The organism is bacterium (assembly GCA_028821235.1).
GTDB lineage: Bacteria > Actinomycetota > Acidimicrobiia > Spongiisociales > Spongiisociaceae > Spongiisocius.
Genome location: JAPPGV010000076.1, coordinates 62,916 through 87,325 on the forward strand (window position 1 = coordinate 62,916; position 24,410 = coordinate 87,325).

21 protein-coding genes are annotated in these 24,410 nt (G+C 65.4%); 7 read left to right on the top strand and 14 right to left on the bottom strand.

Annotated features, from left to right (window positions below; all coding sequences use genetic code 11):
• The first annotated feature begins 296 nt into the window (after positions 1–296).
• Together OXK16_08175 and OXK16_08180 are read left to right on the top strand one after the other, a co-directional pair.
• Complete coding sequence (locus OXK16_08175; protein MDE0375921.1) at positions 297–1,436, top strand: DUF1295 domain-containing protein; 1,140 nt, start codon at positions 297–299, stop codon at positions 1,434–1,436.
• A 419-nt stretch (positions 1,437–1,855) separates the two neighbouring features.
• Positions 1,856–2,968 (top strand): Fic family protein, encoded by a 1,113-nt coding sequence (locus OXK16_08180; GenBank protein ID MDE0375922.1) that lies wholly within the window; start codon positions 1,856–1,858, stop codon positions 2,966–2,968.
• A gap of 21 nt (positions 2,969–2,989) precedes the next feature.
• Here OXK16_08180 and OXK16_08185 read toward each other — a convergent pair whose 3' ends face one another.
• From OXK16_08185 to OXK16_08195, 3 genes are all read right to left on the bottom strand, one after another.
• A complete protein-coding gene (locus tag OXK16_08185) occupies positions 2,990–3,805 on the bottom strand; it encodes an endonuclease/exonuclease/phosphatase family protein (protein ID MDE0375923.1) in 816 nt (271 codons plus the stop codon).
• A gap of 72 nt (positions 3,806–3,877) precedes the next feature.
• A complete protein-coding gene (locus tag OXK16_08190) occupies positions 3,878–4,276 on the bottom strand; it encodes a type II toxin-antitoxin system VapC family toxin (GenBank protein ID MDE0375924.1) in 399 nt (132 codons plus the stop codon).
• A complete protein-coding gene (locus tag OXK16_08195; protein ID MDE0375925.1) occupies positions 4,273–4,557 on the bottom strand; it encodes a type II toxin-antitoxin system prevent-host-death family antitoxin in 285 nt (94 codons plus the stop codon). The genes OXK16_08190 and OXK16_08195 overlap by 4 nt, the downstream gene beginning before the upstream one ends.
• 148 nt (positions 4,558–4,705) lie before the next feature.
• On the opposite strand from OXK16_08195, the gene OXK16_08200 reads away from it, so the two are divergent.
• Both OXK16_08200 and OXK16_08205 read left to right on the top strand, forming a co-directional pair.
• Complete coding sequence (locus OXK16_08200; GenBank protein MDE0375926.1) at positions 4,706–5,542, top strand: phytanoyl-CoA dioxygenase family protein; 837 nt, start codon at positions 4,706–4,708, stop codon at positions 5,540–5,542.
• Positions 5,543–5,961: 419 nt separating this feature from the next.
• Positions 5,962–6,633: a pyridoxamine 5'-phosphate oxidase family protein gene (locus OXK16_08205; GenBank protein MDE0375927.1), complete on the top strand. Its 672-nt coding sequence runs from the start codon at positions 5,962–5,964 to the stop codon at positions 6,631–6,633.
• Positions 6,634–6,648: 15 nt separating this feature from the next.
• On the opposite strand, the gene OXK16_08210 is transcribed toward OXK16_08205, so the two are convergent.
• On the bottom strand, positions 6,649–8,271 hold the full coding sequence (locus tag OXK16_08210; GenBank protein MDE0375928.1) for a gamma-glutamyltransferase family protein: 1,623 nt from the start codon (positions 8,269–8,271) through the stop codon (positions 6,649–6,651).
• Between the two features lie 66 nt (positions 8,272–8,337).
• A complete protein-coding gene (locus OXK16_08215; protein MDE0375929.1) occupies positions 8,338–9,513 on the bottom strand; it encodes an ATP-binding protein in 1,176 nt (391 codons plus the stop codon).
• 521 nt (positions 9,514–10,034) lie between these two features.
• Between OXK16_08215 and OXK16_08220 the strand changes: the two genes are divergently transcribed.
• Positions 10,035–12,797: a UvrD-helicase domain-containing protein gene (locus tag OXK16_08220; protein ID MDE0375930.1), complete on the top strand. Its 2,763-nt coding sequence runs from the start codon at positions 10,035–10,037 to the stop codon at positions 12,795–12,797.
• A gap of 20 nt (positions 12,798–12,817) precedes the next feature.
• On the opposite strand, the gene gcvPB is transcribed toward OXK16_08220, so the two are convergent.
• From gcvPB to OXK16_08250, 6 genes are read right to left on the bottom strand one after another with little or no spacing between them, the layout of a single operon-like run.
• Positions 12,818–14,299 carry an aminomethyl-transferring glycine dehydrogenase subunit GcvPB gene (gcvPB, locus tag OXK16_08225; GenBank protein ID MDE0375931.1) on the bottom strand — a complete coding sequence of 494 codons (1,482 nt, stop codon included), beginning with the start codon at positions 14,297–14,299 and terminating at the stop codon, positions 12,818–12,820.
• On the bottom strand, positions 14,296–15,654 hold the full coding sequence (gcvPA, locus tag OXK16_08230) for an aminomethyl-transferring glycine dehydrogenase subunit GcvPA (protein MDE0375932.1): 1,359 nt from the start codon (positions 15,652–15,654) through the stop codon (positions 14,296–14,298). Before gcvPA ends, gcvPB begins: the two co-directional genes overlap by 4 nt.
• A 7-nt stretch (positions 15,655–15,661) precedes the next feature.
• Positions 15,662–16,066 carry a glycine cleavage system protein GcvH gene (gcvH, locus tag OXK16_08235; GenBank protein ID MDE0375933.1) on the bottom strand — a complete coding sequence of 135 codons (405 nt, stop codon included), beginning with the start codon at positions 16,064–16,066 and terminating at the stop codon, positions 15,662–15,664.
• A complete protein-coding gene (gene gcvT / locus OXK16_08240) occupies positions 16,066–17,181 on the bottom strand; it encodes a glycine cleavage system aminomethyltransferase GcvT (GenBank protein ID MDE0375934.1) in 1,116 nt (371 codons plus the stop codon). Before gcvT ends, gcvH begins: the two co-directional genes overlap by 1 nt.
• Positions 17,182–17,240: 59 nt before the next feature.
• Positions 17,241–18,455 carry a CoA transferase gene (locus OXK16_08245; protein MDE0375935.1) on the bottom strand — a complete coding sequence of 405 codons (1,215 nt, stop codon included), beginning with the start codon at positions 18,453–18,455 and terminating at the stop codon, positions 17,241–17,243.
• Positions 18,456–18,485: 30 nt separating this feature from the next.
• Positions 18,486–19,370 carry a fructose bisphosphate aldolase gene (locus OXK16_08250; protein ID MDE0375936.1) on the bottom strand — a complete coding sequence of 295 codons (885 nt, stop codon included), beginning with the start codon at positions 19,368–19,370 and terminating at the stop codon, positions 18,486–18,488.
• Positions 19,371–19,449: 79 nt separating this feature from the next.
• Here OXK16_08250 and OXK16_08255 point away from each other — a divergent pair, with 79 nt between their 5' ends.
• Positions 19,450–20,742: a hypothetical protein gene (locus tag OXK16_08255; protein MDE0375937.1), complete on the top strand. Its 1,293-nt coding sequence runs from the start codon at positions 19,450–19,452 to the stop codon at positions 20,740–20,742.
• A 160-nt stretch (positions 20,743–20,902) separates the two neighbouring features.
• On the opposite strand, the gene OXK16_08260 is transcribed toward OXK16_08255, so the two are convergent.
• Positions 20,903–22,432, bottom strand: coding sequence for an ATP-dependent DNA ligase (locus OXK16_08260; protein ID MDE0375938.1), 1,530 nt, complete (start codon positions 22,430–22,432; stop codon positions 20,903–20,905).
• A gap of 120 nt (positions 22,433–22,552) precedes the next feature.
• On the opposite strand from OXK16_08260, the gene OXK16_08265 reads away from it, so the two are divergent.
• Positions 22,553–23,098, top strand: coding sequence for a hypothetical protein (locus tag OXK16_08265; GenBank protein MDE0375939.1), 546 nt, complete (start codon positions 22,553–22,555; stop codon positions 23,096–23,098).
• Positions 23,099–23,110: 12 nt separating this feature from the next.
• Here the strand turns inward: OXK16_08265 and OXK16_08270 are convergent, their stop codons facing one another.
• Positions 23,111–23,386, bottom strand: coding sequence for a hypothetical protein (locus OXK16_08270; protein MDE0375940.1), 276 nt, complete (start codon positions 23,384–23,386; stop codon positions 23,111–23,113).
• A gap of 169 nt (positions 23,387–23,555) precedes the next feature.
• Entirely contained in the window at positions 23,556–24,401 is an 846-nt protein-coding gene (locus OXK16_08275; GenBank protein MDE0375941.1) for a TIGR03619 family F420-dependent LLM class oxidoreductase, read from the bottom strand.
• Between the last annotated feature and the right edge of the window lie 9 nt (positions 24,402–24,410).

The window sequence follows — 24,410 nt, forward strand, 5'->3', positions numbered from 1 at the left end:
GTGCTGCCAGACGCGCCTGGGCCTCGGTCCGGCTATGCAGGCAGCAACGTCTACCACCTAGTGGAGCCGGCCCACCTGCGCATCAGCCAGTACCTAGCGAGCCTCGCTGACCCCACGAGCGACAGGCCGCTTTCTTGGCTTACTGGAGCCGATATAGTGCCTGTGATAGGCACCGCGGCGGCGGCTGATGCAGGAGAGGCGGTGGCCGGGGGCGAAGGGAAAACCGATCTCCTTGGCGGTCCAAGGGCCATCTAGGACCTAGGTGACCACGTTACTGGAGGGGAGGGAACTCGGTCATGATCGAATGGCTTGGGATTGGCCACCTTTTCGAACTGTCAGGGTCGGAGGCGGTTTGGGGGTTCCTCACCCCACTGGTGATCTTCGCGGTGTTTTGCCTGGCACAGCTCATATTGCCGGCGAGGCGGGTTCCCGGCTACGTCATCAACCCCGAGACCGGGAAGCCTCGTGACTACCGGCTCAACGGTCTCCTGGTATTCGTGATCGCGCAGATCGTGTGGGCTCTGGAACTCACTGGTATGCCACATGACTGGTTCTACCGGTCCTCGGTCTATGCCGTGGCGGGAGGAACAGTCCTCACCGCCATCTTCGCGATCATCGCGGTGTTCACCCAGCCGAGAGACGAGACCAAGAACACGCTGCTCGAACTCTGGGAAGGGCGGGTCCGGGAGCTGTCGCTCTTCAACAACCGCTTCGACGTGAAGATGTGGTTCTATGTGGTGGGCGGGACGATGCTGTCGCTCAACGCTCTATCAGGAGCTGTTTACCACTACGAGCGCTTCGGCGAAGACGCCAATCCGGGCGTGTTCTTGTACGCGGGGTTCTTCACACTCTACGTGCTCGACTATTTCGTATTCGAGCGTGCCCAGCTGTATACCTTCGACCTGATCCACGAGAACCTCGGCTTCAAGCTGTTCTGGGGTGGGCTCGTCGTCTACGGGTGGCTGTTCATCCTTCCGCTGTGGGGTATGGCTGCGCACCCGGACCCCGGACACTCACCACCATGGAGGTATGTCTGGCTCATCGGGGTTCCGGCTCTGTTCCTGGCTGGTTGGTGCATCGAGCGCGGCGCCATCATGCAGAAGTACACATTCAAGCGCTGGCCCGACCGTAAGTTCCTCGGGCTCATCGAGCCCGAGTACATTGAGGCAGGCGACCGCAAGATTCTGTGCAATGGCCTATGGGGTGTCGCCCGCCACTTCAACTACATGGGCGAAGTGCTGTACTCCCTGTCAATCTCCTTGACATTCGGGTATCTCACCAATCCCTGGGCCTGGATCTACTTCGCCTTCGGCGTTTCGCTGTTCACCACTCGCCAACGTTTCGACGAACGGTTCTGTCAGGAGAAGTACGGCGCCGAGAAGTGGGCCGAGTATCAGGCACGGGTCAAGTACCGGATCATCCCCGGGATCTACTGAGACGACCAATCTCGCGTGTCAACCACGTGGTCCTCGCTGGTCGTTGCACGCCTTAGGGCGACACCCGCCAGGACGTACCGGCGCCTCGTGACGGAATGTCCCATAATGCATGTTATGTAAAGTTGCGGTTCCGATGATCCGACTGTATCCCTACCCTCGATCTCCGATACCATCCAACGCCACAGAAGTCCCATGACTACGGCAAAGGGGCCCAGGTTCGTCGTGAATGTCCCAAGGTCCGGGTAACGAGTCAGCGAGCGTGTTCACTCCCTGGCCGAGTTCCGACGGCGGACCTGTTGGGAATCGGCATCCTCGGCGATCGCGATACTGCTCTACCCCAGAGTGCCCTATGTCCAGCACACGCTGCGGGATGCTCCGGAGCCTGCTGCGGTGATTAGCTGCTACAATCACCGCAGATTATGCGGCGGTTGTATATTCATGAGCATCGGGACTGGCCCCAACTCCGTTGGGATGCCGACAAGGTGGCGGACAGCCTGGCGGTTGTCCGCTACAAGCAGGGCCGCTTGGTGGGCCAGATGCAATCGTTGGGGTTCGACCTTCAGCAGGAAGCGATTCTCGAGACTCTGACTCAGGACGTTCACAAGTCCAGTGACATCGAGGGCGAACGTCTCGACCTAGAACAGGTCCGCTCGTCTGTCGGCCGTCGCCTCGGTTTGGATGTCGGTGGTCTTCCCCACGCGGAGGACCGGGTCGAGGGCGTCGTGGAGATGATGCTGGACGCAACCGGCAACTATGGCCGGACATTGACCGTCGAGCAGCTGTGGGGCTGGCAGGCGGCACTCTTCCCTACCGGGCACAGCCGGATGCGACCGATCACCGTAGGGGGCTGGCGTGACGACCGTACCGGACCCATGCAGGTGATCTCCGGACCCCTCGGCAAGGAACGAGTGCATTTCGAAGCGCCCGCGGCGGAGCGGATCGGCAACGAGATGAACGAGTTCCTCAGGTGGTTCAACGAGCCGTCGGACACCGACGGGGTGGTTCGGGCGGCATTGGCGCATCTATGGTTCGTGACCATCCATCCCTTCGACGACGGCAATGGACGCATCGCCCGGGCGATCAGTGACATGGCCCTAGCCTGTTCGGAGGACAGCCCCCAGCGTTTCTACAGCATGTCATCGCAGATCCGGCTGGAACGCCGCGGCTACTACCGGATCCTCGAACGAACACAGAAGGGAACACCGGATGTTTCAGAGTGGATGGAGTGGTTCCTAGGGTGCCTCGGCCGAGCCATCGACGGAGCCGAGACGAACCTGGCATCTGTCCTCACCAAGGCTCGCTTCTGGCGACAGGTCGAAGGCGTCAGGCTCAATGTGCGCCAGAGGAGGGTTCTCAACCGACTCCTAGACGGGTTCGAGGGCAAGCTGACCACCTCGAAGTGGGCAAAGCTAGCCAAGTGCTCGCAAGACACCGCTCTGCGGGACATAACTGCCCTGGTAAACGACGGGATTCTCGTCCGAAGTTCGGCCCGGGGTCGCAGCACCAACTACTCCCTCACCACCCGGCCATAGGCTTAGCTAGACACCGCGGTTTCAGAAGTCGGACTCGCACACGATCGGGAGGTGGTCGCTCAGTTTCGGCGTCGGGCCGAACACTTCCTGATGGCTCAGCACCCGGGCAGACCTCAGACGTTCGAGTAAGCCTGCGCTCACGTAGCAGTAGTCGAGTTGGTGGGTGATGCTCCCTCCTGAATGCCTGAAGGTGGGCACATCCCCGTCCATGTAGTAGCTAAGGCAGTCCTTCAAGCCCAAGGCATTCATCCGGCGTATGATTTCCCCGTTACCTCGATCCCTGGGGTGGTCGAACAGAACCGAACTGTTGAAGTCGCCACCGACAACCCAGTTCGTCTCCTCCGGAGTATCCGAGTCTCTGAGCAACGCCCACAGAATCTCCGTAATCCAGAGGCGAGGATTATTCGCGAGCTTGATGCCGGCGAACTCTGAGTGCAGCAGATTCTTAGTAGGAATGGCAAAGGCAGGTGAATGAACCGACACTACTCTCAGCGTGGTCCCCGAACCTGTGGTCACTTCGGACTCGAGGATCCATCCGTGGTGCTGCGATTGGATACGGTTCACCCATCCGAACCGCGACGTCAGGAATTGGCGAGTGTCCATCTCCCCCTTGGACAGGATCGCTGTCGCGAACGGTGCACTGCCACCACGGAAGTATGTTGGTGTTACTACGCGACAGTTGTAGCTGCTCTGTAGGTCCGCGGGTAATCGCACGACTTCTTGCAGCAGGACGACGTCCGCCTCCTCACGCCGCACCGCGTCCCACAGAGCAGACCGTGACTCTGCCGCTTTGTTGACGTTCCAGGTGAGTACCTTCAGTTGTTTGTCAGCATCCATACTCTCCTCCCCGGCCGTTTCAGTCCACTCGCGACTCTCACCCGCATGCGTGCATAAGGACAACTGGTTGGGTCAATCGGTGGCGCGTAGGCGGTTCAGCGAACCGGGCCACTCAAGGATGCGGCGGTCGGCGGTTACCAACTGGCGACCGCCGAGCGCAGTCGCCACGATGATGCGATCTGCCGGGTCGCCGTGGAAATCCCGCAGAGCCGCAGCGCGGATCCCGATGTCTCCATCGACCGGGAGTTCGGCTATGCCTTGGTCGATCTGTTCCCGCCTCCACATCGCAATGTCCTCGGGGAACCTGATCCGGCCCTTCTCCTTCAGCATCGCGACCTCCCAGAATGAGATCGCCGAGACGGCCACACCTTCGGAATGCCACGCCAGGTCGATCTCAGATCGCGCATTGCTTCCGAGTTTGGGATCGCCAGACCTCAGCCAAAGCATCACTTGTGTGTCCAGCAGGATCACAGCGGTTCGTCCCAGCTACCGCCTGCTTCAGCTTCCCAATCGACGTCGATGGGATCGCCTATCTCGCCTACGATCTCGAACCGTCCACGGTCTATCCCGAACAGTGTCTCCGGCATCGTCCGGTGTGGCACGAGCCGTGACACCGGCCGGCCGTGCTTGGTGATGACGATCTCCTCGCCGCTCGCTGCTACCTCGTCCATGAGCTTCAGGCACCTGGCCTTGAACTCGGAAGCCTTGATGGTCCGGACGCCTGCAGACTCGGCGTTGGTGGTTCTTTCCATTCCCCACACTCCTTAAGTGGGACTCATCCTAATATGACCATAGTCATGACTATAGGCGGTTTAGCGGCACGGTATAGACCTGGCGAGTGCCCCATCGCCGTGAGAGGTGCCGCCGCTAGTGTCCGCTGAGGTTGTGGAGAGGAATGCGATGCCCAAGCGTCTGACAGCGGATGAGGTGGCTCAGTACCGGAGGGACGGGTACATCTGCCCGGTTCGGGTGATGGATCCGGCCCGTGCGGCCGGTTACCGGCAGGTGCTCGAGCGTTTCGAGTCCGAACAGGGAGGGCCGGTGTCCGGGGCCCTTCGCAACAAGTGTCATCTGCTGTTCCGCTGGGTCGACGAGTTGATGCGCGACGAAACCGTACTCGACGCCGTCGAGGACCTGATCGGCAAAAACATCCTGTGCTGGAACACTCTCTTCTGGATCAAGGAGCCCCAGACCAAGTCCTACGTGTCGTGGCACCAGGACCTCAACTACTGGGGGCTGGACACCGACGACCTGATAACGGTGTGGCTCGCATTGTCACCCGCCACACCCGAGAGCGGCTGCATGAGCGTTCTGCCGGGCAGCCACCGGGGCGAGTTCATGCCCCACAGCGACACGTACCAACAGGACAACATGCTGACCCGCGGCCAGGAGATAACGGTGGAGGTCGACGAGGCCGAGACCGTCTCGATGCCGTTAAATCCAGGCGAGATCTCCATGCACAACGGCCGGTTGGCCCATGCCTCCTCCCCCAACACGTCCCGGGACCGCCGTATCGGGGTCTCCTTCCACTACATGCCGACCAGGACTCGCCAGATCATCGGCGACTGGGACAGCGCGGCCCTGGTCCGTGGCGAGGACACCTACCGGCACTTCACCCACACCCCTCGACCCACGAGGGACTTCGACCCGGAAACGGTGAGGTTCCACAGCAAGGCCTCCGAAGCCGTGCGCGACATCCTGTTCCACGGTGCCGACAAGGTACGGCAGACCCTCTGAGCCGGGGCCGCTCCGGACCGCCGGTGCGTATCGCGCAGCGATCATCCGGGAGGCGGCCGAGGCGCTTAGTCGCCAACGGTTCGCCCATCGCGTGGCGGCCGAGGCGGCGGAACTGCGGAAGGAGCGGGCAGATTGGTCGTCCTACCTGGAGCAGGCGGAGTCGACTTCCGTTGCCGATGGCCTCGATTGACGAACTTTGACTCTTCGACTTCGGTGACCCATATCCCGGCGAGCCAGGATCGCACAGGCCGGCTCTGGTAGTTGGTCCACCGCGTGCTTTCGGGGCCGGATTCCCGTTCGGCATCCCTGTCATCTCGTGGGAAGTGCCGGGTAATCCCGACTCCCACCAACTGCGACAAGTCGGGCGTGGGCGCTACCCTCCCCCGGCCATGGACGACCTTGCATCTCATGAGAGTCCTATGCCGCCTTCTGCCCGCACGAGGGTCCGCCGCGGTCGGGAACGGGCCCGCTACGACCGAGCGGAAGTGTTGGAGATCCTGGACGCCGGCGTCATAGCCCATGTCGGTGTGGCCACACCGGACGGACCCCTCGTTCTGCCGATGGCTTACGGCCGTGATGACGAGATGCTCTACCTGCATGGGGCCATCGCCAATCACCTCCTCGGCTCTGGTGAGGAACAGGAGATATGCGCCACCGTCACGCACCTCGACGGGCTCGTAATGGCCCGCTCCCCCTTCCACAACTCGATGAACTACCGATCGGTGGTGGTGCGGGGCCGCGGCCGACGGATCCGTGACGATCGGCGGAAGCTCGAGGCGCTCAAGCTCATCACCGACCACGTAGTACCGCACTGGGACGATGTCCGCCCGCCGTCGCGGTCCGAACTGCGCAAGACCCTGGTCCTGGAACTCCCCCTCCTGGAGGCGTCGGCCAAGGTGAGAACCGGGGATCCGATCGACGATCCCGAGGACATCGAAGGCCCCTGGTGGGCGGGGACGGTACCGATCACGACCCGCTTTGGCCGGGCGACCCCGTCGGCAGACCTGGAGTCCGGCTCGAGTGTCCCGGCACCCCTGCGCGCGCTGACCGATCTGACGCTAGACGAACGCCGCCAGCCTCATCGCAGGTGACATAGAAAAGAGAGATCAGAGACCGATGGCACAGCCGTCGCCCCTGGGATCGGAGCCACCCCAGAGGACACCGGTCTCCGGATCGCGCACGATGATCTGCCCTCGGCCTACCACCGTTGTTCGCAGGGCGCCCGAAGCGGGACGGACGGGGTGCCCGAGTCGGGCCAGGGCGCTGATCGTGCCCTCCGGTATGGTGTCCTCGACCCAGATCTGACCATTGGGCGGGTCGTCGTAGATCGAGAAGCGAGGCTCGTCTATGGCACTCTGGGGATCCATGCCGCGGTCCACCAGATTGATAACCGCCTGGACGTGTCCCTGGGGCTGATTCCACGCGCCCATCACCCCGAAAGGTCCCACGAGCGACCCGTCCGGCCGGGTGAGCATGGCAGGGATGATGGTGTGGTAGGGGCGCTTCCCGCCCTCCATGGCATTGGGGTGGTCCGGTTCGAGGACGAACCCGGCGCCGCGGTTCTGCAGGCTGAACCCGCAGCCACGGGGCACGATGCCGCTTCCGAAGCCGTGATAGTTGCTGTTGATGAAGGAGCAGGCGTTCCCCTCTCCGTCGACCGTGCACAGGTAGACGGTGTCGGATCCGCCCGGCAGGTGGCCGGCGGTTGCGAACTCGATGGCGGCCTCGGAGGAGATGAGCCGGCGACGCTCCGCCGCGTACCCTTTGCTGAGCATGGCGGCGACGGGGACGCGGGCGCGGGTGGGATCCGCGATGTAGGCCCGGGCGTCGGCGAAGGCCAGGCGGACCGCCTCGATGGTCGTGTGCAACGCTTCCGGCGACCTCGGTCGGGTCGAGGGGATGTCGAATCCCTCCAGGATGTTCAGAGCCATCAGCGCGGTGATGCCCTGGCCGTTGGGAGGACACTCGTAGACGGTGTAGCCACGGTAGGTGGTTGAGATCGGGCTGTCGAAGGATGAACGGTGATCTCGCATGTCGTCGGCCGTCATGCAGCCACCGTTCATCTGCACAGCCTCGACGATGGCCCGCGCCGGCCACCCGCTATAGAACGCGTCGGCGCCGCCCTCCGCCACGGCGCGCATCACCCGGGCGATGGACGCGTTTCTCCACACCTCGCCTGGCCCTGGAGCACGGCCGTCGACCAGCAGATCGTGGCCGGCAGGTCCCCTAGCCCTCAAGAGGTCTTCTTGCCCCTTCCAGCCGCCGCTGATGATGGGCGTCACCGGAAACCCGTCCTCGGCCAGCGCGATGGCCGGTGCCAGCACCTCAGCCATCGACATCCGCCCGAAGCGCTCCACGGTGTCCACCCAGCCTGCGACCGCGCCGGGCACCGTCACCGCGTGGGGTCCCTGTGGATCGAAGCCAGCCGGTCCCCCGGCCATTTCCGGTGTCAGAGCCTTGGGACTCCGTCCGCTGCCGTTGACGGCGTCGACCACACCTCGGCCGGAGTCATAGAAGAGGGCAAAGCAGTCACCGCCGATGCCCGTGGAACCCGGTTCGACCACCGCCAGCGCCGCGGCGGTGGCAACGGCGGCGTCAGCTGCATTGCCGCCCGACTGCAGCACCGAGATACCGGCCAGGGTGGCCAGCGGCTGGCTTGAGGCCACCACACCCCGCGTGGACAGGATGGGCGAGCGTCGGGACTCCCATCGGATCCGGTGTGCGTACACGCTCCCAGGCTACCCAGTCGCGGAGCGCGGACTCAGGCAGCGCCAGTTCGTCGACCCGCGCAACCATCACTTAGGGCCGGCGTCATGGAGGCGCGCCCACGGCATGAGTGTCCCGTCCGAGCGGAACTGGAGATCGTCACCCCCGTACACCACCATGATGTCGGATGGGCGAGGTATGGAGGCCATGTGCCGCTGGACTGTCCTTCCGGCGCCGAAGAAGCTGGAGGACGCCGTGATCCCCGACTTGGCTTCCACGAGGGTGATCCCGTCCGGACGGTCGATCAGCAGATCGATCTCGACCCCGTTGCGATCCCGATAGAACGAGAGCCCGCCCGGCTCGCCCAGGTTGGCCCGGTGCTTGGCGATCTCGGAAACGACCCATGTCTCGAATATCGCACCCCGTAGCGGATGGGAACGCAGGTGTTCGGGCGTCCGGATGCCGAGGAGCCAGCAGACCAGGCCCGTGTCGTAGAAATGCAGTTTGGGCATCTTGACGAGCCGCTTGCGCACGTTCGAGTGGAAGGCTTGAAGCCGGAACACTACGAACCCCGCTTCGAGGACCGACAGCCACGCCTTCGCGGTCGGCTGTGATACTCCGCAGTCGCCGGCCAGGGACGAGTAATTGAGCAACTGGGCGGTGCGTCCGGCGCACAGTTGAACGAACCGTTGGAAGGTGGCGAGATCTCCGATGCTCCTGATGGATCGGACGTCGCGTTCTATGTAGGTCGCGACGTAGGATCGGAGCCAGTCGGACGGGTCGAGGCCGCGGTCGAATATTCGGGGATAGGAGCCTGCCAGCAGTGACTCCTCAAGACCTGTCGGGTGACGGGGAAAGCGCACGATCTCCCCACGGGTCAGGGTGAACAGATTGTGGAGGGCTGTCCGACCGGCCAGCGACTGGCTTACCGCCTCCAGCAAAGCGAGATTCTGCGATCCGGTCAGGATCCAGCGTCCGGGCTCCGGATCGTCATCGATGAGGCCTTGCAGGTACGACAGGATATGCGGTGCGCGCTGCACCTCGTCGATCACGGCGCCCTCGGATAACCCGGCCAGGAAACCACGAGGATCCGCTCTAGCGAACGCGTGCGTGTCAGGAGCTTCGAGCGTCACGTAAGCATGATCGGGGAAGAGCGTGCGGCACAGGGTGGTCTTACCGCTCTGGCGCGGTCCGGTCAGAGTGACGGACGGCATCGTCCGCGCTGCCGCGAGTACCTGCGGCGCCAGGTCCCTGTCGATCAGCATGCACAGCAGATTACAACCATGCTAGGCTAATTCAAAGTTTAATTTTGAAATAGCTTGGACTCGTGGCCGCTATGCGCTGTCTTCTTGCCAGCGGAGGACGGGGCGGCGGGCGGCAGTGTCTTCTGCCACAAGACACCTGAGTCCCTCTTGGCCTCGTCCGCGTTGACAAATTGCGCGGCCTCTCCATGAGTCTGGGACATCGGCCTGGGTGTATTGCTCGACCACTCGGTTCTGTTAGCCCCCTTCGCGCGCAGCCCGGCCACCGTGATTGCCGCTCGCTTGCATTCTCTAGGCTGCTATGCCGTACCTGACCGCCGACTGAGTCAAGGACCGGAGAAGTGGCTAAGGCCGAGCGGGAACTGACCTGGACAACCTCGCCGCCATCTAGGAGAGCGTTGCGTAGGCAAGGCTTCGCCGTGTTCCACTTTGCCGAGGTGCGGAACAGGCACATCGTACATGCTCGCTCAGCGACGGTCACACGTGACACGCTTGAGAACGCTGCGGCAAGCATCTTGAGATTGATGGACGGCCACGAGCGCATCGCGATTCTCGGAGTACCCGCTCGAACAAATGGGGACGTCGATGACATCTACTCTTTTCTGGTCGAGCCATCGTTCCGCCGCGACCTCACGCTACTTCTCGGCGTCGACAGGTCGTTCGACGAACTCGATCCGGTAGAACTCACGACACCGGAAATGGGATATCCATGGAGCCTCGAACGGCTTCAGTATCTAATGCGGACCTACGCCCGGAACCAGCAAAGCGATGGGATACCGCCCCTCACGCCGATCGAAGCGATCCTGCTCGGTGCTATGCGTAGTCACGGCTTGACGCCGCAGGCACAGTACGGCATCATCAAGTACCGGGTTGACTTCGCTTTCCCCGCCCAGCATCTAGTCGTCGAATGCGACGGACGCGGATGGCATGATGCGGAGCGCGATGCCCGGCGAGACGCGCAACTCGAAGCTCTAGGCTGGAAGACCCTTCGCTTCACAGGCTCGGAGATATACCGCCGGGCGTCTGCAGTCACGAAACAGATAGTCTCCGAGCTTGAGACGCGATCACACGTCACGACTTACACAGAACAACCCCGGGAAGCACGTCGCGCCTGGTGGCACCGAATCCTCGATTTCTTCCTGGGCCGCCACCAGCCGCAAACCTCACTGCCCCCTCCATCGACACCTGCTTCGGAGCGCAGCGTGCCGGCCTGGAAGGCCCATCTCGACGCCGACCAGCGCCGCGCGGTTGACGGCCACGAAGGAGTAATACAGGTCATTGCGCCGGCCGGCTCCGGCAAGACCACCACCATGATCGCCCGGGTCCAGGAACTCTTCGCGAGGGGGGCACTTGCTAACCGAATCCTGTGCACCACCTTCAACCGAGATACCCGTGTTGACCTAGAGGCTCGCCTTGAGCCGAAGGGTCTCGCCAATGTCCAAGTGAAGACGTTCCATGCGCTCGGAAGGGCCATCCTCGACCAGGAAGGCCTTCTTCGTTCGGAAATCGGCTCCATCAGTCATGGTCAGTGGCGTCGGATCGCGAAGCTAGCCAAGGATGCGGTCGAGGATGGTGTCTGGATTGACGCTCCGGTAGCGGCCGAAGTAGTGAGCAATTACAAACTATCTGAAATGTGGGACCCGCTGACGGCTCGGCAACGAGCAGCAAACAGCTTCTACAGGACTGCCGCCGAAATCTACACCCTTTATGAGGAGCATCTGGAAGCTGCGGGACGCAATGACTTCGATGACCTGATATTCCGAGCCGTTGAGCATTTGAAGAGCAATGATGCTGCTAGACGGCGCTGGCAGGATAGATGGGAACACGTGCTAGTTGACGAGTACCAGGACATTGAGCCAGCGCAGGAGCTACTGATCCGTTTCGTAGCGGCACCGGAGGATTCTCTCTTCACCGTAGGCGACGAGGATCAATGCATTTACACATGGCGGCGGGCCAGCGTCGAGCGCATTGTGATGTTGGACACAAAGTACCCGGGTCTTCAGCGCGTCGTGTTGAGCACCTCGTATCGCTGCCCACCCGTGGTCACCGACGCCGCCCGGAGTCTTATCAGCAACAACAGACGTCGTTTCCCCAAGGAGATTCTACCGAGTCCCAACCGGAAGGGGTTAGGTGAGATTGAGCTTCGGATTACCGAGAGCCTTGCCGCGGGTGCTCATGAGACCACGACCTTGCTGAAGGAACATGACGGGCCACCCGGCGAGATAGTGGTGTTGGCGCGCACCAGCCGTTTGCTACGCGCCGTTGTACGCGCATGTGCAGAACAGGGGGTAGCTGTCAATGCGCCACGTCAGTCGCTGCGCCTCACTGATTCGGAGAAGACCGTGCTCGCCTATCTGCGAGTTGTGTCGTCGCCTAGGAGCGCCCAGGCCGAAGACATCAAACGTTCTTTTCGTGTCCCCAACCGCTACCTCCGCGACGGCGACCAGCACCGGATTCGGCAAGCTCTCGGCGATCGGCTCTCCTTCGCCGGGGCGGTGGAATCGATCGGCGCTACCGGTTCAGAGGAGTGGCGCACCAGGGGACAGCGGGAATGGGCACAGCTATGTCAGGAACTCAGGACCGCTGCTGATGCCACCGCCGCCATGAAGCTCCTTCGAACTTCCGGGGGGCTCGACCGTCACTACATGAGCGTCGACCAGTTGTCCCGCCACGATCAGTACGAGGTAGAAGCGCTAGAGGACATCCAGGACGCAGCAACAGGCCGGAGCCTGTTCGAGTTGGTCACACACCTCGAAAGCCGCGCGTTGTTGCTAAACCAGGATCGGAACAGCCAAGGAGGCAAGGACGCGATCGAGCTAAACACAATCCATCGGGCAAAGGGACGCGAGTGGGACACGGTCATTCTGTTCGGCGCCGACGATGATCAGCTTCCCCACCGTCGAACGGTACTCGAAGCTGAGAGCGAGGAAGAGTTGGAGGTAGCCATAGAGGACGAGCGACGCCTGGCCTATGTCGCCATCACGCGAACCCGCCACAAGCTCGTGCTTGTCACGACCGGAGTTCCCAGCCCGTACCTGCGTGAGGCAGGTATCACTCAGTCGGCTGGAGCCCTTCCAACACGCGCCAGCCTCCTTGAGTCGCGTGGATCATCGCATCCCTCGCGGGACTCTGCCTCACCGACAGTTCAAGCGCAGTATCGCACCATATGCCATAACTGCGGTCGGCCCATCGAGCCCGGAAACCCGATCAGGAGATTTGGTGACGGCTGGGCACACGACCAGTGTGACCGTCACAGGCCCCGTCTCCGTCACGAAGCTCCGTTCTGAGTCTTTGGTAACCCCTAGGGCTACTGCCCCTCCGAGGTCCAGCGGAGTACGGGGCGGCGGGCGGCTGTGGCCTCGTCGAGGCGGCCTATGGGTGCGGTCCAGGGGGCATGGTGCAGGGTGTCGGGATCGCTCTCGGCCTCCTTCGCGACCGAGATGAGGGCTTCGACCAGCGCTTCGATCGCCTCGGGAGGCTCGGACTCGGTGGGCTCGATCATCAGGGCCTCCTCGACGATCAACGGGAAGTAGACCGTCGGCGGGTGGAAACCGTGGTCGATCAGGCGCTTGGCGATGTCGTAGGTTCGCACCCCGAGCTCCCGGCGCTGGCGGGAGCCGGAGAACACCACCTCATGCAGCACCGGACGGTCGTACGGCAGGTCGTAGTGGCCATGGAGCAGGGCGCGCACGTAGTTGGCGTTTAGCACCGCCTGGCCGGAGGCGGCGCGCAGGCCGTCGAGCCCCAACGCCCGCATGTACGCATAGGCGCGGACCAGGACCGCCGCGTTGCCCTGGAACTGCTGGAGCCGGCCGATGCTGCGCGCGGGCGCGACCAGGTGCACGAGACCGTCATCGCCCTCCTCCACCATCGGCGTAGGCAGGTACAGGGCCAGTTCCTCGGAGCACAATACGGGTCCGGCGCCCGGGCCGCCGCCACCGTGGGGGGTGCTGAAGCTCTTGTGGAGGTTTAGGTGGACGACATCGAAACCCAGGTCCCCGAAGCGCACGCGGCCCATGATCGCGTTGAAGTTCGCCCCGTCCCCGTACAGGTACCCGCCGGCGTCATGGATGAGCTCGGCCACCTCCTCGATGCCTTGCTCCCACAGCCCGAGGGTGTTGGGCGCGGTGACCATGACGGCCGCCACGGTCTCGTCGAGCTCTCGCTCGATCGTGGCCCTGTCGAGCGAGCCGTCGGCGCCGGTCGGGATCTGGGTGACCTTGAATCCCGCCATGGTCGCCGTCGCCGGGTTGGTGCCGTGGGCCGAGTCCGGAACGAGGATGCGGCGGCGGGTCTCGAGCTCTCCCCGATCCTCGAGCGCGCGAGCCACCATGAGAACACCTGCCAACTCTCCGTGTGCGCCCGCGGCAGGGGCGAAGCTGACATTCGGAAGGCCGGTGAGCTCGCCCAGACCACGACCCAGCTCCAACTGGACCCACAGCGTGCCCTGTACGTCCTCCTCCCGGGCCTGGGGATGTGCCCGGGCGAACCCCGGAAGGGAGGCCACCGTGTCGTTGACCTTCGGGTTGTACTTCATGGTGCAGGAGCCCAGCGGATACGTACCGGAGTCGATGCCGAAGTTCCGCGCCGACATTGCCGTGTAGTAGCGCACCAGCCCTCCCTGGCTGAGCTCGGGCAATCGCACCGAGTCGCGCAGCAGGTGATCGTCCGGCAGAGGAGCCTCCTCCCCCGCCCACGAGGGCACGTCGACCGCTCGACGGCCCGGTTCTCCGCGGTCGAAGCTCAGGCGCGCTCCGAAGTCGGCTACGCCAGGTCCGGAGCCGCTCACGCCTCTCCCCCGATCTCTGCCAGCGCCCCGATCAACGCGTCTACGTGCGCATCGGGAGTCGCCTCGGTCACGGCGAACAGCAGGGCATCGCGCGCCTCGGGCTCCGGCCGCCCCGACACGTCGAGGCCCGCTCCGATGCCGCGCTCGGCCAGCTGAGCCACCAGTTCGGCGGCGGGGATGGGCCCTCGAACGAGGAACTCCTGGAGCCAGGGCCCGCGTTCGGGTGTCTCGTAACCGGGCAGCGCCGCGATGCGGGAGGCGGCGTCGTGGGCGCGCTGGTAGCAGAGCACGGCGGAGTCGCGTAGACCGCTCGGGCCCAGCCCCTGGACGGTGATGGTGAAGGCGACCGCTATCAAGGCTTGCGCGGTGGACACGTTCGACGTGGCCCGCTCCCTCCGGATGAACTGCTCGCGGGCCTGGAGGGTGAGCACGTACCCGGTGCGTTGGTATCCGCTGCCGTTCCCGTCGGCGAGTTCTCTGGTCCGTCCGACGATGCGACCCGGCATCTGCCTCAAGTACTTGGTGCGCGCGGCGAACAAACCGAGGGACGGCCCGCCGTAGTTGGGAGGACCGGCCAGGTCACGGCCCTCGCCGGTCACGATGTCGGCGCCGGCATCGCCCGGCGCCCGTAGCAGGCCCAGCGCGAACGGGTCGGCGACCGCCACGAACAGCGCCCCGACCGCATGGGCAGCATCGGCGAGCGGTTCGAGGTCCACGATGGTTCCGAGGAAGTCCGGTTGCTGGGCTACCAGGCAGGCGTGCTCTTGACCGATCGCATCGGGCGACGGAACTTGATCAACGGCCAGCCCGGCGCCGTGCGCGTAGGTGCGAACCACTTCGGCGGTTCCGGGATGGATGGGTTCTAGCAGCGCGACGGTCCTCCGCTTCGTGACCCGGGCCGCCAGCAGGCAGGCCTCGGCGGTGGCGCTGGCCACGTCGTAGAGCCCGGCGTTGGAGACGTCCATGCCGGTCAGCTCGCAGACGACCGACTGGTACTCGAACGCGGCCTGCAGGGTCCCCTGGCTGATCTCCGGCTGGTAGGGCGTGTAGGAGGTGGCGAACTCGGAACGTGAGGTCAGGTATCCGGTGATGGCCGGGATGGAGCGCCGGTAAGCACCCGCGCCCAGAAAGTCGGGCCGTGACGGCGGCGCGTTGGCGGCGGCGCGCTCCTCCATCAACGCGATCAGATCCGCCTCCGGTAGGGCGGGTGGGAGGTGGATCGCCGGGTCCCGCATGGCTGCGGGCAGGTCGGCAAAGAGGGCGCCCACATCGGGGGCTCCGATCCGCTCCAGCATCCGCGCCCGGTCCGCCTCCGTGGCCGGGATGTAGGGATGCGGTGAGGGCCGCGCAGGCATCAGCGTCTCAGTGGTCCTCAAGCAGCGTCCGGTAGGCGGACGCGTCGAGCAGGTCTTCGAGTTGTGCCGCATCGGCCATGCGGACGCGGATCATCCAGCCGTCTCCGTAGGGAGAGTCGTTGACCAGCTCCGGCTGGTCTTCGAGGTCCCCGTTGACGGCGACCACCTCGCCATCCACCGGGGCGTAGAGGTCGGAGACCGTCTTGGCCGATTCGATCTCGCCGCAGGCCTCACCCGCGGTGACCCGGTCCCCTTCGGTGGGAAGCTCCAGGTACACCACGTCACCCACCCCGTCCTGGGCGAAGTCCGTGATGCCGATGACGCCCTCGTCCGGCTTCTCCTCGTCACGGCGAAGCCACTCGTGTTCCTCCGAGTAGAAGAGGTTGTCCGGAATCTCGAAATCGGCCTTCATCACTCCCTCGACTTTCTGTAGAACGGACGGCGAACGACTTCGACCGGGAGCATACGCCCGCGCACATCGACTTCGAACCGGGCGCCGGTCTTCGCAAGCTCCACGGGAAGGTAGGCCATGCCGATGCCGAGACGCAAGCTCGGGCTGAAGCTTCCGCTGGTGAGCCGAGCCACGGGGTCGCCGCCTTCCGGAGCGTGCACGGCGTAGCCCGACCGCAGTACGCCGCGCCCGCGCGCCTCGAGGTGGGCGAGCCGCCGTGTCCGGGGTCGCCCCCGCGCCTCGACCAGCGCATCGCGCCCTGTAAATGGCGCACCGTCATCGAGGGTCACCGCAAAACCCAGGCCGGCGTCGTAGGGGCTCGTCTCCGCGTCCAGATCGTTGCCGTACAGGGGCAGCGCAGCCTCCAGGCGCAGCGTGTCCCGCGCCCCGAGACCCGCCGGCGATGCCCCTCCCTCGATCAGCGCATCCCACAACGCCGCGGCCTGCGCGAGCCCGACTACGCACTCGCCGCCGTCCTCGCCCGTATAGCCGGTGCGGGCGAACATGACCTGCCCACCGTCCCAGTCGAGTTCCACGCAGGAGCGCATCTCGAGCCCCTCTACGGCGGGCCCGAGGACCGTGCTCAGAAGCGACAACGCGTCCGGACCCTGCACGGCCAGCATCGCGGTCTCAGCGGTGATCTCGGAGGCCTCGTCGCCGAACACGGACCGGAGCCGGTCGAAGTCCTGCTCGGCGTTGGAAGCGTTGTGGACGACCGCCCACCGCTCTCCGGCCAGCCGGTAGACGAACACGTCATCATCGATGCCCCCGGCCTCGTTGCAGTAGAGCGAGTAGTGCGCCTTGCCGGGCACGAGCCCGGTCACATCGAAGGTGGTCACCGATCTGAGCAGCGGCCCCGCCTGCGATCCCTGCACCAGGGCCCGGCCGAGGTGAGAGACATCGAAGACCCCCACCCCTTCGCGTACGGCATGGTGCTCGCCGACTATCCCCTGGTACTGGAGCGGCATCTCCCAGCCGGCGAAGGGTGCGAAGCGGGCGCCGAGGGCTTCGTGCCGGTCCCGCAGGGTTAGCTGTCTGAGCCTGCGTCCGGCGCCCGAACCGCCGTCTTCTGTCACACCCTCAGTTTAGCGACGGTTTTTTCACGGCCTTGGCTTCATGATGAAGACCCCCGGCATTATTCAGGCGGACCGAAGGCGCCTCGGAGGCGGGCTGCCTCGATGCGGGCATCGTCCCAACCCATCTCCCGCAGTACCGATTCGGTGTGCTCGCCCGGGTCGGGGGCCGGGCCCGTCGGACGAAGGTCGGCGCCCTCCATCTCGAACGGCGTCGCCACAGTCCGGAACGTACCCGCGGCAGGGTGTTCGATCTCGGGATAGAGACCCAGGACCTCGGCCTGCGGGTCCGAGGCCACGTCGCTCAGGCTGGAAGCCGGACTCCAGACCAGGCCCGCCTCTTCGAGGACCACGCCCCACTCCCCCAGGGTCCTCTTCGCGAACGCTCGATCGAGGCGCTGGACCACCAGATCCATGTTCTCGCGGCGGGCGTCCGCGTCGGCGAAGCGCTCGTCCTCGATCATGTCCTCGACACCCAGCGCCACACAGAGCGGTCGCCACATCGCACCCCCTGGCATGGTCAGGAACAGCCACCGATCGTCCGAGGTCCGGTAGCGGTTGTTCAGGGCCGTGACCTCGGACGACCTCGACCGGTGCTCACGGTCCCGTCCGTCCACCAGGGTGGCGGCCAGCATGCTGGCCATGGTCCAGATCCCCATTGAGAGGAGGCTGGTGTCAACCACCTGGCCGCGGCCGGTCCGCTCGGCGGTCCGGAGACCCAGCAGGATCGCTGCCACCATCGCCATGGCGGTGGCGTGATCACCGGGTCCCGTCGGCGGCTTGGGAGCGTCGCCATCGGGCGGCGTCATGGTGTCGATCATGCCGCCGCGGGCGAAGAAGGCGGTCATGTCGAAGCCGGGCCGGTGCGCCTCGGGGCCCCGGCTCCCGTACCCGCTCACCCGAGCCACCACCAACCTCGGGTTGGCCTCCAGCAGGTCGGACGGTTCCAGGCCGTATTTCACCAGCCGGTAGTTGAGCATGTTGGTGAGGAACACGTCTGCGGAGCCCGTCAGCGCCAGCAGTGCCTCCCGGCCCGCCTCCCTGTTGACCGCCAGGGTCACGGACCGCTTACCCCGATTGCTCACCGTGAACGGATAGTCCACCTGGGCGGCGGGGCCGCCGACCTCGGGAGAGCGGAGGAAGCCGCGCACCGGATCACCGTTCGGGGGCTCCACCTTGATGACGTCGGCGCCGAGATCGGCCAGGACCGCTCCCGCCGCCGGCGCGGCGATCCAGTTGGCCAACTCCACGACACGTACGTCGGCCAGCGGCTTCATGCCACGCGCACCCGAGCCGGCGCCATACGGTTACGTAGCCGAAGCTTCGGACACGTTGCCCACCAGCCGGTCCAGCACCGCATCGAACTCCTCCTGGGACTGGTCCACCCTCAAGCCCTCCAGGAGGGCCCGGCTGAAGCTGGCCACCATGCCGCGCTGCCGGGCCAGGCGCTCGCACGCCTCCACGTGATCGTAGCCCCCGGAGAGGGCCGCCACCCGGACCAGGTTGGGATGCTCGACCAGACCCGAGTACAGGTTCTCCTGGCTGGGTAGGGTCAGCTTGAGCATCACGCCCGAGTCCCCCAGCCGGCCCAGCCGGGCCCGGATGGCCCCCAGCAACAGGTCCTCCGCCTCGGCCTTCTCGGGGCTGTCGATATCCACCTCGGGCTCGAGGATCGGGATCATTCCGGCCTCAAGGATCCGCTCACCCACCTCGAACTGCTGCTCCACGTTGGCCTCGATGCCCTCCCTGTCGGCCAGCTTGATGACGGAACGCATCTTGGTGCCGAAGATCGCGCTCTCCCGCCCTTCTTCCAGCAGGTCCCCCAGGCCGGTCATCGGCCTCATGAGCTGGACGCCGTCCCGCTCCTCGTCCAGGCCCTCGTCCACCTTCAGGAAGGGCACCACGCCCTTCTCTCCCCACAGGTAGCGCGCCGTGTCCAGACCCTCGATCCGGCGGCGCATCGTGTCGGCGAACAGGATGGCCCCCAAGATCCGGTCCCCACCGAAACCGGGGCTGGTGATGACCCGGGTCCGCATGTCATGGATCAGATCGAACATCTCGTCGCTGGTCGAGTAGGCGTCCTCCGGTACCCCGTATCCCGCCAGCGCCTTGGGTGAGCTACCCCCGCTCTGGTCCAGGGCGGCGATGAACCCCTTCCCTTCCTTAACCTTCTGCAACTGGTTTAAGTTCATGTTCTCGTTCCGGCTAGTCCTACTTCGTGGGCCCGCACCGGCGGGACGGTCCGCCCGCGCTCGCCGCTACGTTAATGGTGTGAGCACCGACTATCCGCAGCCCCGGTCTCCCTCGAAGATCTCCCGCGCCACCCGGGCCGTGGGCCGCAAGATCGAGGGGCAGTTCTCACGACACGGCTGGGCCTTCCGGCGACTGGCTATCTCCCATGCCACGAACGTGGCCGGAGACGCCCTGGTGGCCCTGGCCCTGGCCGACACGCTGTTCTTCTCGGTGCCCACCACGGAGGCTCGGGGCAATGTGGTTGCCTTCCTTCTCCTCACCCTGGCACCCTTCGCCGTGATCGGACCCGTGCTCGGGTCGCTGGTCCACCGGCTGCCTCGCAGCCACCGGGCCGGCCTGGCCGTCGGATCGTTGGGGCGGGTGGTGCTGGTGATCGCCATGATGCGGGCGGAGACCGACGTAGTGATGCTGTCGATGGTGTTCGGGATCCTGGTGCTGTCCCGGATCTACGGGATCAGCCGCAGCTCGATCCTGCCGACCGCGCTACCCGATCCGGCCGATCTGGTGGAGGCCAATGCCCGCCTCGCCCGGCTCGGAATCCTCGCCGGGGGCGCCATCCTCCCGATCGGGCTGGGCGCCATCAACCTGGTGGGAAACACGGCTGCGCTCGTGCTGGCAGCCTGCATCTTCGCCTGGTCGGGCATCGCCGCTCTTGGTCTTCGGGTCGACCTCAGGCCGGCCGCCCGGCATCCGGGCGCGGAGGGGTTCCGCGCCGCCCGCTCCCCCGCCTCCCGGCGGGCGGTCCGCCACGCCCGCATAGCCACCGCCATCGTCCGCCTCCTGAACGGCTACCTCCTCCTCCTGGTGGCTTTCGTGTTCCGCGACAACGAGGCGGGAATCGTGGGATTCGGCAGCCTGCTGCTCGCCGCCGGCGCCGGCTTCGGCGTGGCATCGCTGCTGGCCCAGTTCCTGGCTCGGCGCCTTCGTGAGGAACCGATGGTGGTGGCGGCCCTGGCCCTGGAGGCGGCCGCCGCGTTCATCAGCGCCCATGTGTTCGGGGTCTGGTCGGCGGCGGCCGTGGCCTTCTTCGCCGGGCTCGCCTGGGGAACGGCCAAGTTCGGATACGACGGTCTGCTCCACGCCAGCGTCAGGCCCGAGGAACGGGGCCGGACGTTCACATATTCGGAGACCCTCTTCCAACTCGCCTGGGTGGTGGGGGCGGTCATTCCCGTGCTGGTGCGCATCCCCGCCACGCTCGGGCTGATCCTGGCCGGATGTGCGGCGCTACTGGCCCAGGTGGTCCTGGTCAGCGCCCTACTGATCTCGATGGCCGAGCCCGCCGATACGGACCCCTACGGCATCCATCGTTAGTGGTCTGTCTGTGGTATGGCGGTGTGGTATGGCGTCGCCAGCGGTGTTCCTCGCAAGGCGCGCTGACGAAGGCGTACCCGCAGCGGTACGTTGAGGAAGCGGAACGCGCGACGGGACGCCGATGGCCGCCATAGCACCCGGTTGTGGCGCAGACAGACCACTAGTTCCGCCTTCCGCGTTCCTCGAATATCCGCTGGATCTGCTGGATGGTGTCGGCCTGGTCGGGCGGCTTGTCGGGCCGGTACTGCTTGACGCGGGCGAAGCGGAGCGCAACCCCGCCCGGATACACCGGGCTCGACTGGACGCCGTCGAACGCCACCTCGACCACCACCTCCGGCCGTACGAGCACGACATGGCGTTCCCGGCGGACCGCGATCTCGAGAAACCGCTCGGTCTGCCAGGCGAGCATCGCATCGGTCAGGCCCTTGAAGGTCTTTCCCACCATCACGAACCCTTCGCTCTCTACGTCCCTGGCGCCCAGGTGCAGGTTGGAGAGCCGCCCGGTCCGGCGCCCGTGGCCCCATTCGGCGGCCAGCACCACCAGGTCGAGGTGATAAGCCGGCTTGACCTTGAGCCAGGCCGATCCCCTCCGGCCCGCTTGGTAGGTGGAGCCGATCGCCTTGACCATGATCCCTTCGTGGCGGCTCCGGCGGGCCTCCGACAGAGCGCCCTCGGCTTCCAGGACCCGGTCGGTCACCAGCCTGGGTACCCGGCATCCGGCAGGGACCAGATTGTCGAGCACGGAGATGCGCCGGCCGAGGGGGAGGTCGATCAGGTCCTCGCCGTCGAGATGCAGGATGTCGAAGAAGTACGGGTACAGCGGCTTCCTGTCGCCTTCCTCGTGGGTGCCGAAGTGGCTCATGATCTGCTCGAAACGCTCCGGCCGGCCCTCGACGTCATGGGCCAGAACCTCTCCGTCGAGCACCACGCTCGTGACGGGAAGACCGGATACCACCTCTGCCACCAGCGGCAGCCGATCGGTGACGTCGTTGAGCCGCCGGCTGAACACCGCCACCTCCGAACCGGCCCGGTGCGCCTGGATGCGGACGCCGTCGAGCTTCCACTCCACCGACGCCCGGCCGGACGACTCCATCGCATCGGCGGCCGACCCCGAGGTCGAGGCCAGCATGGGCCGGACCGGCCGCAGCGGAACGATGCGCATCGCCCGCAGCGCGGCCTCTCCTTCAGTGAGGGCCGGAACGGCGATCGATCCGAGATCGCCGCCGAGCATGGCGGCCCGCCTCACCACCGCGGAATCGATGCCCGAAGCCGCCGCCACCGCGTCCATCATGAGGCCCTCGAGTGCTCCGTGCCGGAGCTCTCCGGTGAGCAGCCGCCGCAGGTAGTCCTGCTCGTCAGCGGTGGCTCTACCGAGCAGGGACTCGAGCAGGTCGGTCCTGCGAGCCCGGGAACCGGGGCCCTTGATCCCCGGGAAAGCACCTATCACCCGATCGACCTCCACGATGTCGAGGATCGGTTCCGGGGCGGGATCGACCTTCGACGCCCACAGCGCGGCCGGGCCTACACCGATGCGTCCCTGGCGCGGCCGGCCGGCCAGGAACCCGACCAGGATCCGTATCTCGTCAGGCCTCGCTCCGGCAAGGAGTTCGGCCAGGCCGGCCACCTTGGCGCGCCGCGCCCTGGTGCCTGCGATCTTCTGCGACGTAGCTACCACCTCGGCAAGTCTCAACCGCGCCTCCGATCGACCTACGGCCGGGTTTTCGGCCCGAAATTTACTCGTGAAACGCCCGGCCATACCGTAGAGTCCTAACTACCAAGGGACGGAGCACAAGCCCGCGGCCGGCGACAGATGAGCACCCACCTCCGGGCCGGCCAGAGCGATCGGGAGGAACACATGAACCCGCAATGGATGATCATCGCCATCGGCCTGGTGGCACTCCTGATCGCCTACGCCGCCGTCCGCGATTCCCAGGACGGATGGTCGGGCACAGTCGGCCCGTTGAAGTGGTCCTTCGCCGGAAGCTGGTCGTCGAGCATCGCGGTCGTGCTAGCCCTGGTGCTGGTGCTCTTGGGGTTGGGCGCGCAGGCCACCCTCGTCGCCTTCGGGATTCTGGCGGTGCTGGCGCCCCTGATCTACAAGGGGATCGGTCGATCCGAGGGCGCTTCCAAGCCCGTCTTCTTCATCGTTGCGGCGATCATGACCTGGTCCACGCTGGTAATCCTCTACACGGCCGCCACCGCGGTTCCCAACCTGGTGAGCACGCTGCCGATCGTCTCCGTACTCGTGATCGACGCCGCCCTCGTCCTCGCCCTCCTCGGAGCGGTGATCAACAGCGTCCGTAACCTGGCCGCGGCGGCTTCGAGCGACGGCTCGGAGGCCTGGATCCTGCCCTGATCCAATCCAGGGTCAGCTGCCGAAGGGCGAATCCCCGCTACCCAGCACCGACACCTGACGCTGCTTACCCGACACCGGGCCCGGAAGTATCAGGGCGGGCGCCCGGAATGAGCCGGGGACCTCGAGATCGACCATCATGGTCTTGCCGTCGAGCGCGCCCCCGCTCCACACGATCATGGTGCCTCCCCAACGATGGCCCGGATGGTCGATCTCACCCAGCGACGCCTCGGCCACGTCCAGGATGTTCCCGCCCTCGCCGATGACCCGTACGTAACCCTGGTAACTCACCTACGCATCCTCGCCGGCTCGCTCGCAATCGCGACATCGTAGCCGCTTCATCCGGTTGCCCCGGCGCGGAGCGAGTCGACCGGAGCCATCCGGGAGGCGCGTCCCCGAGCAGGCACCCGGAACAGGGCTCTTTCCCCATGGCCGCGATTCCAGCCGGGCGGGGCGGGTGCTAGTCGTCGACCAGGTGACGATGCTGATCGAGGAGCGGCACGATTACGTCAGCAGGCGCGGGGGGCAGGAAGATAGTCACCCGGGACACCCCCAAGGCTTCGTACCCCTTCCATAGCTCAGCGTCCGGCTGCGAGCCGTAGACGCCGATCTCCACTTCCGACGGATCCCGCCCGGCCTTCTCCAGAAGCCCGTGCAGTGTGGCGATGTCCCCGGCCAGGTTCTGCGGGTACACGGGCATCCAGCCGTCGCAGTACTCGGCCACGGCCGCCAGCGCCAATGGGCCTCCTGCGCTACCCATCACGATGGGCGGATGCGGCTTCTGGTAGGGCTTGGGCCATGCCCAACTCTCCTCCAGGCTGATCATCTCTCCCCGGTAGGAAGCCCGGTCCTCGGTCCACAGGGCTTTCATCAGGGCGATCTTCTCCCGGACCAACCTGTGTCTCGTCCGAGCATCGATGCCGTGGCTGGCCATCTCCTCCCGGTTCCAGCCGAACCCGATCCCGAACTCGAACCGTCCTTCGGAGATGATGTCCAGCGAAGCCACCTCCTTCGCCAGCCAGATCGGATCCCGTTGCGCCACCAGGGCGATGCCGGTGCCGACCTTCAACCGATCGGTGGTGGCCGCGACGGCGGCCAGCGCCACGAACGAGTCGTAGGTGTACCGGTACTCCTTCGGCAGCGGCGGAGCATTCTTCCGCCCTCCCCAGGGAGTGATCCGGCTGGTCGGGATATGGCTGTGCTCCGCCACCCAGAGCGACTCGTACCCCCGAGCCTCCAGTTCCTCCCCCAGTTGAACCGGCTGGATCGAGTAGTCGGTAAGGAATATGTTCACCCCGACGCGCATCCGTACACT